The organism is Pedobacter aquae (assembly GCF_008195825.1).
In the GTDB taxonomy this organism is placed as follows: domain Bacteria; phylum Bacteroidota; class Bacteroidia; order Sphingobacteriales; family Sphingobacteriaceae; genus Pseudopedobacter; species Pseudopedobacter aquae.
In genome coordinates, this window is record NZ_CP043329.1 from 1154482 (window position 1) to 1168780 (window position 14299).

The 14299-nt window shown below is 33.8% G+C and carries 16 protein-coding genes; 12 read left to right on the top strand and 4 right to left on the bottom strand.

Translation table 11 applies throughout. The features are described 5' to 3' along the window. Positions 1 to 68: 68 nt before the first annotated feature. The 3 genes from ctlX to FYC62_RS17955 are packed head-to-tail and all read right to left on the bottom strand — an operon-like array spanning position 69 to position 2450. Positions 69 to 986 carry a citrulline utilization hydrolase CtlX gene (gene ctlX, locus FYC62_RS05090; protein ID WP_149074174.1) on the bottom strand — a complete coding sequence of 306 codons (918 nt, stop codon included), beginning with the start codon at positions 984 to 986 and terminating at the stop codon, positions 69 to 71. Between the two features lie 22 nt (positions 987 to 1008). Continuing rightward, the gene (locus FYC62_RS17950) at positions 1009 to 1899 is read right to left on the bottom strand and encodes an arginine deiminase family protein (RefSeq protein ID WP_317131522.1); all 891 of its coding nucleotides are present in this window, start codon (positions 1897 to 1899) and stop codon (positions 1009 to 1011) included. A 23-nt stretch (positions 1900 to 1922) separates the two neighbouring features. Further along, a complete protein-coding gene (locus FYC62_RS17955; protein ID WP_317131523.1) occupies positions 1923 to 2450 on the bottom strand; it encodes an amidinotransferase domain-containing protein in 528 nt (175 codons plus the stop codon). Positions 2451 to 2569: 119 nt separating this feature from the next. Between FYC62_RS17955 and mnmE the strand changes: the two genes are divergently transcribed. The 7 genes from mnmE to FYC62_RS17250 all read left to right on the top strand — a co-directional run bounded on the left by mnmE (position 2570) and on the right by FYC62_RS17250 (position 7610). Continuing rightward, positions 2570 to 3955 carry a tRNA uridine-5-carboxymethylaminomethyl(34) synthesis GTPase MnmE gene (gene mnmE / locus FYC62_RS05100; protein ID WP_149074175.1) on the top strand — a complete coding sequence of 462 codons (1386 nt, stop codon included), beginning with the start codon at positions 2570 to 2572 and terminating at the stop codon, positions 3953 to 3955. Positions 3956 to 4211: 256 nt separating this feature from the next. Further along, the gene (locus FYC62_RS05105) at positions 4212 to 4379 is read left to right on the top strand and encodes a type I restriction-modification system subunit M N-terminal domain-containing protein (protein ID WP_205943791.1); all 168 of its coding nucleotides are present in this window, start codon (positions 4212 to 4214) and stop codon (positions 4377 to 4379) included. Positions 4380 to 4440: 61 nt separating this feature from the next. Next, positions 4441 to 4965 (top strand): hypothetical protein, encoded by a 525-nt coding sequence (locus FYC62_RS05110; RefSeq protein ID WP_039453719.1) that lies wholly within the window; start codon positions 4441 to 4443, stop codon positions 4963 to 4965. A gap of 7 nt (positions 4966 to 4972) precedes the next feature. Continuing rightward, positions 4973 to 5353: a helix-turn-helix domain-containing protein gene (locus FYC62_RS05115; RefSeq protein ID WP_149074176.1), complete on the top strand. Its 381-nt coding sequence runs from the start codon at positions 4973 to 4975 to the stop codon at positions 5351 to 5353. A 9-nt stretch (positions 5354 to 5362) separates the two neighbouring features. Beyond that, positions 5363 to 5785, top strand: a complete 423-nt coding sequence (locus tag FYC62_RS05120; RefSeq protein WP_149074177.1) for a hypothetical protein — start codon at positions 5363 to 5365, stop codon at positions 5783 to 5785. A gap of 209 nt (positions 5786 to 5994) precedes the next feature. Further along, positions 5995 to 7167: a family 43 glycosylhydrolase gene (locus FYC62_RS05125; protein ID WP_205943792.1), complete on the top strand. Its 1173-nt coding sequence runs from the start codon at positions 5995 to 5997 to the stop codon at positions 7165 to 7167. Further along, entirely contained in the window at positions 7131 to 7610 is a 480-nt protein-coding gene (locus tag FYC62_RS17250) for a hypothetical protein (protein ID WP_205943793.1), read from the top strand. The genes FYC62_RS05125 and FYC62_RS17250 overlap by 37 nt, the downstream gene beginning before the upstream one ends. A gap of 74 nt (positions 7611 to 7684) precedes the next feature. On the opposite strand, the gene sucC is transcribed toward FYC62_RS17250, so the two are convergent. Then, positions 7685 to 8875, bottom strand: coding sequence for an ADP-forming succinate--CoA ligase subunit beta (sucC, locus tag FYC62_RS05130; RefSeq protein WP_149074178.1), 1191 nt, complete (start codon positions 8873 to 8875; stop codon positions 7685 to 7687). Positions 8876 to 9089: 214 nt separating this feature from the next. Between sucC and FYC62_RS05135 the strand changes: the two genes are divergently transcribed. The 5 genes from FYC62_RS05135 (at position 9090) to FYC62_RS05155 (ending at position 13125) form a co-directional block, all read left to right on the top strand. After that, positions 9090 to 9743, top strand: coding sequence for an ABC transporter ATP-binding protein (locus FYC62_RS05135; RefSeq protein WP_039453705.1), 654 nt, complete (start codon positions 9090 to 9092; stop codon positions 9741 to 9743). 2 nt (positions 9744 to 9745) lie between these two features. Continuing rightward, positions 9746 to 10489: a hypothetical protein gene (locus FYC62_RS05140; RefSeq protein WP_149074179.1), complete on the top strand. Its 744-nt coding sequence runs from the start codon at positions 9746 to 9748 to the stop codon at positions 10487 to 10489. Further along, positions 10486 to 11094 carry an HAD hydrolase-like protein gene (locus FYC62_RS05145; protein ID WP_149074180.1) on the top strand — a complete coding sequence of 203 codons (609 nt, stop codon included), beginning with the start codon at positions 10486 to 10488 and terminating at the stop codon, positions 11092 to 11094. The genes FYC62_RS05140 and FYC62_RS05145 overlap by 4 nt, the downstream gene beginning before the upstream one ends. Before the next feature lie 74 nt (positions 11095 to 11168). After that, positions 11169 to 12764: a S41 family peptidase gene (locus tag FYC62_RS05150; RefSeq protein WP_149074181.1), complete on the top strand. Its 1596-nt coding sequence runs from the start codon at positions 11169 to 11171 to the stop codon at positions 12762 to 12764. A 94-nt stretch (positions 12765 to 12858) separates the two neighbouring features. After that, positions 12859 to 13125, top strand: coding sequence for a hypothetical protein (locus tag FYC62_RS05155; RefSeq protein WP_240534819.1), 267 nt, complete (start codon positions 12859 to 12861; stop codon positions 13123 to 13125). The last annotated feature ends 1174 nt before the right edge of the window (positions 13126 to 14299 follow it).

Sequence of the window (14299 nt, forward strand, 5' to 3'; positions counted from 1 at the left end):
CAAAAATGTAATTAAAAAATGAAAAAATGTTAGTCTTAATGTAAAATTAATTTGAACATGCTTTTGCGCTATGATAAAGACGGTAAATGAACTTCTGCTATCATGCAGCGGGCACTTCCACCACCGTTTTTTTCTATGGTTTCTAAAGGTACGTTTAAGATATTTACAAACTGTTCAATTTCTTGTATTTGTTTGGATGTTAAGCTTTTAAACGCACTTCTAGACATCACCAAAAGGTGCTCGCCATGGGTGTTTTGTAACTCTAGCATATTTCCAGCAAATTGGTTCATCTGCGCTAAAGAAATCTCTATCAATAATTTGCCAGTTTTACTTAAACTTTCTTTTATGATTTGCTGCTCTTTTAAATCCTTAACTGCATCCATACAAACTATAGCAAATTTTGTAGCCATGCACATCATCACATTGGTATGGTAAATAGCTATGCCCTTAGCATCTTCTGCATGAAACATGATGGCTTCATAACCACTCCTTTGGCAAAATTCTTTTAAAACATCTTCATGCGTTCTGGCAGATAGGCAAGCATAAGCTATTTTATTTTCACGGTCTAGCACCATACTACCCGTACCTTCAAGAAATTTATGCTCTTTCTCGTAAAAGCTTAAATCTGTTAATATTTTAACCTGATAGTGCTTTTTTAAACTTTCAATAATATCTGCTCTTCTCTCTTGTCTACGGTTTTCTGCCAGCATCGGGAAAAGAAAAATTTCACCGTTTTCATGAAAAGAAATCCAGTTGTTGGGGAATATGGCATCTGGTGTATGCGGCTCTAAGGTATCTTGTATAACATTGATATGTATATGATTAGCTTTTAGCACTTCAACAAAAGCATCAAATTCTTTTAAAGCTTTTTCTTGTACTTCTTCTTGTTCAGTTTGCGCATCCTGAAAAGCATTACTGGCTAAGGTTTGTTGGTTAAGTGCAAAGGCAACAGGCCTTATCATCAATATCTGAGACGTGGTTTGCATGATGTTTCTTATTGATCAATAATTAAATATCTGCTCTTAACAATGGCATACTCATACAATGGAAACCACCACGAGCTCTTGAAAGCTCTGCCGATGGCATGGTAATGAAAGTATCTGTTAAATCTTCTACCTGTAACTCGTTGTTTTCTAGCTTTTGCAGCAGTTTCTTTACAGGGATAACTTTAAATCCTTTTTGCTTAAAAGCTTCTATGGTACGGTCGTTTCTATCATAACCTAAGACAACACCTTCTTTAATAGCCAGCAGGTTACAAGAGTCTGTCCATTGCTCACGAGAATCGTAAGGGAATTTTTGGTTACCAGAATATATAAATTCTACTTTCTCTGTTGATTTTAAATCGTTTACACTGATATCTTCTAGTAAATCTTCAATACAAGCAAATCTTTTGGGATACTGAATTTTGCCTTTAACAAATTGTGTAATTTCTGCTTTTTCTGATATTTGTTCTTTCAATAAATGGTCTATAGGTTCAGAACCATCGCCACTAAAATCTGCTTTTCCAATAGCGTGTAAAATTACCCAAACATTGCGTTTTACCTGAGTAAAGACAGTGTCTATATGCATAAAATCTCGTTTATGCGGAATTTTAACTACCGAAACTTTATCAACCACGTTCTTCTCGAACAGTATCTTGATGGCTTCATTAATACCACGAGCAGATGTTCTTTCGCTATGCCCTATAAGCACATGGTTTTTGCTCACCACCATCACATCACCACCTTCTAAAGTGTTTTTTTCTATTTGCTCTTCACCTGGCCTTAAGAAATACTGCAAAGAATCAGGAATTTCAATAATATTGGCTTTATAAGCTTGAAATAAAGGGTGATTAAAAAAAATGTATTTAGCTAAAAGAGCTTCTCTAGAACGGGCTTTTTTAGCAGGTTTATTAAGCAAAACAAAATTATTGATGGTAATGCCTATATCCCTAGTAAAATAAGATTAGGGATAGGCGCAAAAATCATGGTATCATCATTTAAAGAACCAGAAATCATCACTTTAGCCAAATCCTCTGGCGAAGTTGTCAATAGTTCTTGCTGCAATAGGTAATTGCAATCTTCTATAGCGCAAACTGCCGCAACCAGCTTTTTCTTGATGTTTTCATCCGTAAGGATATCTTTAAGCAAAAGCTGTATTTCTATAACTTTATCAGATTTATAAAAATTAGGATGACCAGGTTTATAAAAATCTCTGCTTTTATCGGCATCAATATCTTTAAGCTTTCCTCTAATTTTAGAAGGGTCTAAAAAGTACAGGAGTAGTTTTACATAATAATCATACTCGTCTTTTCTGATGGTATCTAAATGAACAATATCTTCAAATAGCCAATCTTGTGCTTTAGAAGGTACAACTCGGCCCAATCCGCTATCCGGACTGTGGATGAGCAATCTTTCTAAAGTTCCAATTTCTGAGCTTACTTGTAATTTAAAATGTGGGTCTAATAGCATAAATTTATCTATTTACCACAATTTAACAGTTTTACCTTAAAATAGGTGTTAAGCCCATACAAAATTTACAATAGCAGGTTTCAACATCATCTAACATAAAACAATATCTTTGCAGGTATATGTCTTTACATCAAGAAGAAACCATTGTTGCGCTGGCAACACCAGCAGGAATAGGGGCTATAGGCGTTATCAGGCTATCAGGTCCAGAGGCTATAAGCATCACCAATAAAGTATTTTATGGTAAAAATTTAGAAGCACAAGACTCGCACACCATACATTTTGGAACTTTAAGAGACGGAGATTTTATCATTGATGAAGTTTTAGTTTCGCTTTTTGTAGCTCCAAAATCATATACCAAAGAAAACGTGGTAGAAATTAGCTGCCACGGTTCAGATTATATCATTGCCAGCATCATTAAATTGATGATAAAAAATGGTGCAAGAGCAGCAAAAGCAGGCGAATTTACTTTAAGAGCTTTTTTAAATGGAGGCTTAGATTTATCTCAGGCAGAAGCTGTTGCAGATTTAATTGCTTCAAGTTCAAAATCGGCACACCAATTAGCTTTACAGCAGATGCGTGGTGGTTTTTCTAACGAATTAAAGAACCTAAGAGAGCAACTCATTCATTTTGCTTCTATGATAGAGCTGGAATTAGATTTTAGCGAAGAAGATGTAGAATTTGCAAACCGCGACCAGCTTAAACAACTTATCTTGGCTATTAATAAAGTCGTTTCAAGGTTAATACAATCCTTTGAGATGGGTAACGTGATTAAAAATGGTGTACCTGTGGTAATTGCAGGTAAGCCCAACGTTGGTAAATCTACCTTGTTAAATGTTTTATTGAATGAGGAGAGGGCTATTGTTTCTGATATTGCTGGCACTACCAGAGATACCGTAGAAGATGAAATTACTTTGAAAGGTGTACGTTTTAGATTTATTGATACCGCCGGGATAAGAGAAACAGCAGACATTATTGAGGCAAAAGGAGTAGAGCGCACTTTCGAGAAGATAAAATCATCTGCCATTGTGCTTTACCTGTTCGACCCAAGAGAGACATCCTTAACAGAATTAAAAGCTATTATGGATGATTTGCATCAAGTTATCCAAGAAAATAATAGCAAACTGCTTTTAGTAGCTAATAAAACCGATGAAACACAAGTTAACAATGCTTTAACAGGCTTTGAGTCTTTAGGCGAGATTTTGAACATCTCCGCAAAGGAAAAATACAATATCCAATTGTTAGAAGATGAGCTTTTGAAAGCAGCAAACCTTAGTCAAATTAATAAAGATGAAGTAATTGTGAGTAACATACGCCATTTAGAAGCCTTACAAAAAACAGAAGCATCATTAAGCCGGGTTTTACACGGTATAGATAACCCCGTAACTTCTGATTTTTTAGCTATGGATATTAAACAGGCTTTATACTATCTGGGTGAGATAACAGGCACTGTTACCACAGATGATTTGTTGGAGAATATTTTTAGTAAGTTTTGTATAGGAAAGTAGATTTTTTATTGACCTAATTGTGTGTTGGCTTTCGCCGATGTATAAAAAGATTTATTAATGAAGTTTCTTACCTTGTAAAAATTGAAAATTATATGTTATAGCATATAAATCATTCTTTTTCGTGGATTTTATATGTAAAAGCATATAAAAAAATAGTTTTATTGCTTAAATCCTTATTTGCAAAACTATTAAATAAAATTATATTTACCCTTAATCTATCAGTTTCTTATTTTATAATATTTTTTTTAAAAACTTAATGTCTAAAGAACAAGAACGCGACGAACTCCACAGAGCCATTTGGCAGATTGCAAACGATTTAAGAGGAAGTGTAGATGGATGGGATTTTAAATCCTATGTATTAGGACTGCTGTTTTACCGTTTCATATCGGATAATCTAGCTTACAGATTAAATTATTTATCATAGTTAGTTGTGTTAAATCAAAACTTAACTTATAAGTGAAGTATCTATTGCATTTTAATTTTAAATGAATAACTTTGTACAAATAAAAAAAGTGGCGCAGTATGATAAAGTATCATACTATTCTGTAACCATAAATTCAGAAACCACTTCTTTATTTGAACAATTTATAGCAACACATACGGCTAATAATAAAGAAAAATTAAATCATATACTCGCCTGGTTACAGGAAATAGGTATAAAATATGGTGCTCAAACATATCTTTTTCGTCCCGAAGCGTATTTGTCAGATACATCAGCTTTGCCTCCAACAGGTAAAGATAAAGAACCCACTTATATAGAAAATGGAGAAACAGAAAGTAATAATTTAAGGTTATACTGTTTTAGACTTAATGAAAATGTTGTTGTACTCTACAGCGGAGATTTAAAAACCGCAGATAAAGCCCAAGATTGTATTAATGTTAAATCACATTTTTTATTAGCTAATAAGCTAACTAGAGCATTAGAAAACAGTATTAAAGAAAATGAGGTTTACTGGAATGAAGATTGTACAGATATAATTTTTGATTCAGATTTAGAAATAGCATACTAATTAAAATATGGAAAATAATATCATTTCTAATTGGTTGAAAGAGAATGGAGATCCATCCATCCGAAAGGCAACAGAAATAAACTTAGCAATAGCAACTAAAATTAATAATATACTTCAAGCAAAAAGCTTGAAAGCAGTTGATTTAGCTGTTAAGTTAAATAAGAATCAATCCGAAGTAAGTAAATGGTTAACGGGGATGCACACATTTACTACTAAAACTTTGGCGAAAATTTCTTTGGCCTTGGAAGAAGAGATTATTTTCACTGAGCCAAAAACTAAGAATATTTATTTCACTGTTTATAAAAATGAGAATGTAAATGATGGTACAGAGTATGAAACATCAGAAATATTAGCATCATCTATAGATTTAGATAGAAAGATTTCATAACCCAATAAATTGATAGATCCGCTTAAAATACATTTAACCAACATTGTTAAATTAACAGAAACCATTTCTTCTGATTGCTTAAACCGTAGTGTTGAAGAAATGGAAATGGACATCTCTCACCAGATGATGCACAATCTGGAAAAAAAGAAAGTAAAACTCAATATTCAGATTGCTTTTTTATGTAAAGACAAGCCTGACCAGCAATTAGCAGCTTTTTCTTATGATTTCTTTTATACCATCGATGATTTAGAGGTGCATTATCAATTAACTAACGAAAAGCCACTTTTCGATGGCTTATTTGTATCCACTTTATTAGGTATATCTTATTCCACCATTAGAGGGATTCTTTTTCAGCAATTAACAGAAGCTCCTTTAAAAAATATACTACTTCCTGTAATTAACGTACCAGATTTATTAAAGAGTAAAAATTAGTTCTTAAATAGTCTACATTTTTCTTTCATACAACCCACAACGTAAGATAAACGTAGGATAAACGTAAGACAAAACATAAACAAGACTCTAATTACACCATATTTAAATGGTGATGACCATTTAAGCGTTTCTCCGTCATGGAAATTATGAGCATTCATAAATAGGTTCTAATGATAAGTTTCTTATCATTGTAATTTAATTTATAACAAATGCGTTTGATTTTTTTTAAGCACTCTCTTTGGCAGTCTCCTACCATATGGGTCATTCTTTTCAGTATCTTCTTTACTCAGCAAAGTTTGGCTCAAAAGCTGAATATAAAAAATAACATTTTCTGGAATACCCAAGAAGGAAAACCTATTTACAGTCAGGGTGGTGGGATATTTACCTTTAAAGACCCCAAAACTGGTCAGGAGAAATATTATTGGTACGGAGTTCATTATAAAGGTGGACAAGAATATCGTGATTCGCCTAACAAAACAATTTCAGATGCCAGTTTTGAATCAGTCACCTGTTATACGTCCACAGATTTAGTAAACTGGACTTTTGAATCTGATGCTTTAACAAAAGCAGATGCTAATGAAAAGGGCAAAGGTGGATGGTTAGGTAGACTAGGCGTGACTTACATGAAGGATATTAAGCAATACGCTATGTTTATTCAACATGGTAATGGCGTGTTAATAGCTGTTGCTGATGAACCTGCTGGGCCGTTTAAGTGGCATCATAAAATTAGTATGCTTGATAGGATAGGAACTCCAAACACCGGAGATCAAACTGTTTTTACTGATGAGGACACTGGTAAATCTTACTTGGTTTATTCTTACGGAAGAGGTAGAAATAAAATTTACCTTTCTGAGATAGGCATTAAAGATGGTAAGGTAGACATATTGAATGTAGAAAAGGTTTATGAAGGTGAAGGTAGAGAGGGAAACTGTATGTTTAAATACAAGGGTAAGTATTATATGGCTGCGTCTAATCTTTACGGTTGGGATGCTTCATTTGCCTATTATTTGGTAGCAGATGATATTTATGGACCTTATACACCAAAAAACAACATGTTGGTTATAGAGGGGAGCGAAAAGGATTATGCCCATGTTACCCAAACCGGTTTTTTTGTAACGCTTAGAGGTACAAAGCAAGAAACCGTTGTTTATTGTGGCGATAGATGGGCTGATTTCGCAGGTAATGGCTTAGGATATAATCAATGGGTTCCATTATCTTTTAACGGCGCAAAACCTTATTTCAATTCGCTAGATTCTTGGAACCTTGATGCTAAAACTGGCGAATGGGAAGTTGCTACCCATAATAATTGGGTTAAAAATGGAAGTTTTGAGGCTGATAGAAAAAAATGCCTAGCCCCGTTAAACCAGTACAAACTTTTTTAATAGGATGGGAGACTACTATTTTAAAAGGAAATAAGATTTCACTTGATAGCGCAACTTCGCCAACGCTAAACTTTGCGAATAGCGAAGAAGATAGAAAAAGAGTGATAGGAGAAAGAAGCCTACATATAAGTGATAAGGTTGATTTTAAACGCCAGGTTTCGCAAGTGATAAGTTCTTCTCCCTATGTTAAATTACCTGATGGTTTTTATACCCTTACAGCAAACATTAGAAATAGCAAAGGTTTTTCTAAGTTAGAGATGTATGCAGAGAGCTCTGGAAAACGTATGAGAATGAATATAAAAGGAGCTCATCCAAAATGGGAGACCATACATTTAAAAAGGGTACTCGTAAAAGATGGTCAAGTTGAGATTGGTTTCAAGGCCAACGGAAAAGCAAATGCTTATTGCCAAGTGGATGATGTTTCATTCATAAGGGAATTATAGTTTAGCGAGGATACAAAAACAAAGCCCTATGAAATGCATCATAGGGCTTCGTTATATTTTAAGAGCTTAAAAGCTTATGCTAATACTTCAGAAACTAAATCAGCAGCTTCTTTTAATAAGATAGCAGAGAAAACTTTCAATCCTGATTCATCAATTAATTTCTTAGCTTCTTCTGCGTTTGTACCTTGTAAACGTACAATAATAGGTACGCGGATATCTCCAATTTCTTTATAAGCATCAATAACACCTTGTGCCACTCTGTCACAACGTACAATACCACCAAAAATATTAATTAAGATAGCTTTAACGTTAGGGTCTTTTAAAATGATGTTAAAAGCAGCTTTAACCGTAGTAGCGTTTGCAGTACCACCCACATCTAAGAAGTTTGCAGGCTCGCCACCAGCAATCTTAATGATATCCATAGTGGCCATAGCTAAACCAGCACCGTTAACCATACAACCTACGTTACCATCTAATTTAACGTAGTTAAGGTTAGATTCTGAAGCTTCAACTTCAGTTGGATCTTCCTCCGAAGTATCACGCATAGCTGCATAATCCGGGTGACGGAATAAACCGTTATCATCTAAATCAACTTTAGCATCAACAGCTAAAATTTTGTCATCAGATGTTTTTAAAACCGGGTTAATTTCAAACATAGAAGAATCTGTAGCTTCGTAAGCTTTGTATAAAGCAGCGATGAATTTAGTCATCTCTTTAAAAGCATTTCCAGATAAACCTAAATTGAAAGCAATTTTTCTAGTTTGGAAACCTTGCAAACCAACTTTAGGATCTATTTCTTCTTTAAATATTAAATGAGGTGTGTGTTCTGCTACTTCTTCAATGTCCATACCACCTTCTGTAGAATACATGATGATATTACGACCTCTAGAACGGTCTAATAATACAGAAACATAAAACTCTTTAGTTTCAGACTCTCCAGGGTAATAAACATCCTGAGCAATCAATACTTTATTAACTTTTTTTCCTTCTGCACCGGTTTGAGGAGTAATCAACTGCATTCCAATAATATCAGAAGCTCTTTGCTTAACCTCGTCTAAATTTTTAGCTAGTTTTACACCTCCGCCTTTACCACGTCCGCCTGCATGAATTTGTGCTTTTACCACAACCCAGTCAGAACCAAAATCTTCTTTTAATTTTTTGGCTGCTTCAACAGCTTGTTCAGGTGTATCTGCTACTATACCTTCTTGGATACGTACGCCAAAACTTTTAAGTATTTGTTTGCCTTGATATTCGTGAATGTTCATCTTGTAAAAATTTGCCGTGAAAATACAAATACAAAGCTATAAATGAAATGAAAACAGAAAAATAATTGGATAATTAGCTAAATCTCTTCCTGTTATTACAAATCCTTTACATAGCTCTACATTTTGAAAGGGTATTTCTTTAATATTTGGCATCAAGCGTGTTACAATTTCTGATTTACTTAGGCATCTGCTTAAAAAATTATAGTTTTGTAATATGCTTAAAGCGCAATCCATCAAAAGAAAATTTGGCGATTTATCTATCCTCAAAGGTGTAGATATTGATGTCGCTAAAGGAGAAATTGTAAGTATAGTAGGGGCTTCCGGAGCAGGAAAAAGCACCTTATTACACATCATAGGAACTTTAGACAAGGCCGACGAAGGTTCTGTAGAAATAGACGGAATAGCCATAAATCAGCTAAATGCTAGAACATTAAGTCGTTTTAGAAATAAAAACATAGGTTTTATTTTTCAATTCCATCACCTTTTACCAGAATTTACGGCCTTAGAAAACATCTGTATACCTGCTTTTATTGCTAAAACCAGTAAAAATGAGGCCGAGAAAAGAGCTATGGAACTTTTAGCTATTTTAGGTCTAGCAGATAGAGCGCACCATAAACCAGCGGCACTTTCTGGTGGCGAGCAGCAAAGGGTAGCTGTTGCTAGGGCTTTAATTAATAAACCAGCTTTGATTTTAGCTGATGAACCTTCTGGAAACCTAGACTCGGCCAATGCTAAAGAATTGCATCAACTTTTTTTTAGTCTGAGAGACCAATTTAACCACACTTTTATAATTGTAACCCATAACGATGAATTAGCCGAAATGTCTGATAGAAAAATCACGATGAAAGATGGCTATATATTTTCTTGATTTTGAAAAAAACACTCATAACCACAGCATCTAATGCTACAGCTTATCAGTTGGCTTATCATTTACCTCATCATGAAATTTTATTTGCCGATACTAAAGATCAAAAGCTCATCATCCCAGAAGGGAATAAATTGTCTTTTGCACATGAGCTTTTAAGCTTATGTCTTGATTTGGATATAACTCTTGTTTTTCCTCTAAAATTAAGCGAGCAAAAAGCTTTAGCAGAGGCTAAAATATTGTTTGAAGAGTACGGAATCACCTTGGCTTTACCAGATTTAATACAGGCTCAAAAAATCAATCCATTAGCGCATTTATATCCAGAACAAGTTATTAACTACCAAACAGTAACAGATTATGCTTCATTTTCTAAAGCTGTTTTAAGTTTAGGTTATCCTGATAAGCAGATTGCAATTGGACATCATGAAGGAGTAGGAGAATTAATCATCATCCAAGATGATAAAAAAAGTGACATTTTCTCTGGAATAAAAACTATGCCTTTTACTTTGGCAGGAAAAGTTTTAAACCAAAACCCTTTTACGGCTATTCATTTATGTGCTTTGGAGGGTGATATGCAAATTGTGCGGTTTATAAAACTAGAAGACGATTTAATTTATGTAAACGATGTTTCTGAGGAGATTAAGAAACTTATTGAAAGTTTGGTAAGTCATTTATCTTCTTTGGGTTTTTATGAGATGATATGCAGCCAGGGTAAAATCATAAGGTTAAATTTAGTTGCTGTTGTATGATAAGTTATAGTGATTTAGATGCTGATAAAAAGGCTTTTATATTTGAGTTAGATGATGTTTTAATTCCTGAAAAGGATTACGATTTACAGGTTTATTACCTGTTTGCCAATTTTGTGGAGTATCTAGAGACTTTTCCTCCTGCACAAGACGTGGTTGATTTTGCCAAAAAGCGCTACGAAATATACGGCAAAGAAGATATGTTTAAGGCATTACAAGAAGCTTTTGCTATACCTGTAAAGTATGAAGAAAATTTAAATTTACTTTTTACCAATGCTCGTTTACCCTTAAAATTACTCTTGTACAAAGAGGTTTTAGAGTTGCTGCAAGAAATTACCATCAACAGAAAAGAGCTTTATATTTTAACATCAGGAAACCCTGTAACACAGCTGAATAAAATTACGCAAACCGAGTGGAATGGTTTAGAAAAATACCTTAAAGTATATTTTGTAGATGAATTTGAGCCCAAACCCTCATTTACGAGCCTTGATTTTTTACTTGAAGAAAACAAGTTAAACAAAAGCGACGTTACTTATATTGGTAAAAATTCTTTAGATGAGCAATTTGCCATAAATGCAGGCGTTTCTTATCAAGCTGTTTTATCTTAATTTTTTTAATTTCTTAAACCGATAGAAAAAACCTAATTGGTTTTTTTTCGTAAGTTTATGTAAAGCTACATGGTATGTTGAAAAGAGTTTATGCAATAGCATTTATAATAATTATAGGTTTTGCTTCATGTAAAAAAGATAAAGCAACAACAGACAATAACAAGCCTACACCAACCACCATTAGGGCAGAACTTACTAAAGATTCTATATTTCTATACGCGAAGCAAGTTTATTTATGGAATGATGCTATACCTGATTATAGTGCAGTTAAACCTAGAAATTTTAATTCCTCAAGTAATCAGTTGGATAATTTTAATAGTTTATTATTTGATATTACACAGTATTCTAGAAATCCAAATAACGGCAATAGACCCTATGAGTACTGGGATGACTACCCTAACGAGCCTAAATTTTCTTACATAGAAGATTTAGTTGCTAGTGGACAAATTGCTATCGTAAATCCTAAAAAATCATCTGTAAATTTAAATGGGGAGGGTAATGATACGGGATTGAATATTGGTTTTTATGGTAATGGAAATACCGCATTTAGAAGAGATTATTTTCTCATCATAAGGTATGTAAATGAAAATTCCTCGGCAGCAGATAAGAAATTAAATAGGGGAGATACCATTTTAACCATAAATGGCAAAACTTATGGTGCCAATTTTGATCAAGAATCAGATGAAGTCTTTGACAGGTTAGAATTAGATAATATAATCGTTACAGGAAAGAAAAGGGGCACTGGAACTTCATTTTCATTTACCCTAAACAAGACCAAATACACCGCTTCTCCTATTTTAAAAGATACTGTCTTCACCGAAACAGGAGGTAAGAAAGTTGGATATTTTGCTTATGCTCGTTTTTCTGATGAGACCAACTCTATTCCTGCTCTTAATGCTGTATTTGATAAGTTTAATACTGCTGGTGTTACAGATTTAATTGTTGATTTACGTTATAATGGTGGTGGCTTTGTTTCTACTGCAGAACATTTGGTAAATTTAATTATACCAACCCAGCATAATGGTAAAAAAATGTTTTCAGAATTCTTTAACTCAACCATGAGAGAGGGAAAAGCAACCATTCTTAAAAACCAACCAAGAAGAGATCAAAACGGTAATATAACAAGAGGTAATTATTTTGATAATACCGATTATAGTGTAGCAGGAAATACAACTAATATTAGTAAGATAAGTGGTTTAGCAAATGTAAATAGAGTGGTATTTATTACAGGGCCAGGTACAGCATCGTCTAGCGAATTGGTTATCAATTCTTTAAAACCCTACTTAGGAGCCAATTTAAAGATTGTAGGCGAACAGTCTTATGGGAAACCTGTAGGTTTTTTCCCTATTAGGATAGATAAGTATGATGTCTACTTTTCTATGTTTGAAACTCAAAATTCATTAGGGCAAGGGGCGTATTATGATGGTTTTGTACCTGATTTTAATACGGGATTTGATGATGCTGGAAAATCTTTTGGAGATAAAAATGATTTAGCTGTTTCACAAGCTATCAACTTCATCAAAAACGGAAGTTTTAGTTCTTCAAATGTAGCTAATACTAAAGGTGCCTCTGTAAGTAGTACCTCTACAAACAACATGAAATCTTTAGATCCAAAAGACCTTTTTTCAAGAGAATTTAAAGGAATGATTGATTATCCCGGTAGGAGATAACTAAGCTTTTCAAATATATTTTTTACAAAGATTAGGACACATAGTTGCTATATTGAGCGTTGTAAGATTAATTATAAACTCTAAAAATCAAATTATGGTAACCGGACTAATTGCAAAAGAAGACATCTTAAATTACAAAATTGTTCATGCAGTAGATCATCATAACGAAGAACTACAAGAAAAGCTTGTGAATGCAGTGCGGTTAGGAAATACTTTTAAAACAAAAGTAAGCATCACGTTTATGACGGCTGACGGCCCTAAAAAAGTTGAAACCACCATTTGGAACGCCACTAAAGAGTATATTGAGCTAAAAGGTGGTGTTTTGATAGCTACTAAAAGCTTATTAAATATAGAGTATTAGGATATTGTTAGGAGCGAAGTCGAAGCCTTTTTTCTTCGACTTCGTTTATTATTCTATCTCCTTCGTTTTTTATTGATATACCTAAAGTATTAATGCTCTTGCTTTACTGCCTCACAGATTGTTATCAATTAAAGAATTTAGAAATAATAATTATTTGTTTAAGAGCCTTGTATTTTAAGTACTTATTATAAAAGAGTCCATTAAGGGCTGTTGCGCACAAGGCTTTCCGGCCTCATAGGCGGCCAACCTTATTTACTTTTTTCTTGATAAAAAAGTAAACAAAAAATCAAGGCTGATGAATATTTGTCGTTGCGTCTAAATAAATCCTTATCCACAATCCTGAGTGGTGTTAATGTTTTTGCTTTATGAAAGTATCTACAACACCCGTCGGATTGTTTTCCGATACTGCTTTATGAAAGTTTATACAAAAGATTTATTTGCCTTTACTTCCAAATCTTCATAGGCCGTCCTCGTTCTTCGGAAATTTTTATTTAATTATTGAAGACAGCTCCTAAATATCCGACTTTCAAGGTATTTATACTTTCTACTCAGTACTTTATACCTCCAGAAAAGAACAACCATTCATAAATAACAGTCTAAACCGAAGCGCATGAGCAACAATTAGTTTATTCGTTACTAGTTGATGAGGTTATTAGGCCGAAATATCTAATATTTAGGCATCTTTTTACTTTATACTTTTGACTTTTTACTTAAATAAAGCCTATAGCGAATGCGGTTTTGTGTTCGAGTTTGTAAAAAGTTTCATAAAGAACTACCGAGCAAAAATAAGCGCTCAATGTTTTTGAGTGTGGGAAAGGGATGTGCGGCAAAGGCTCAAGAGGGGATTGATCAAGGGTTTGGTTACTTTGCCCTCACAAAGTAACGAGCCCAGCCGGCGATAGAGGCGGATGATCATTGTTTTAAAGATTATGAAATAAATGGCTATTTCGCACAAGGCTTTCCGACCAAATCTTTACAGGTCATCCTTAGTTCTTAGGAAAGTTTTGTTTATCATAATTAAAGGCAACTCCTAAATATATATCATTTAAACTGAGGAATAAAAAAAAGAGGCTGTCTCAAATTACCATTTTGTGTCAGGCTGAGCGGAGTCGAAGCCTTTTCTAAGCATATCAGAGAAAATTTCGACTCCGCTCAATGTGACAGATACTATTTT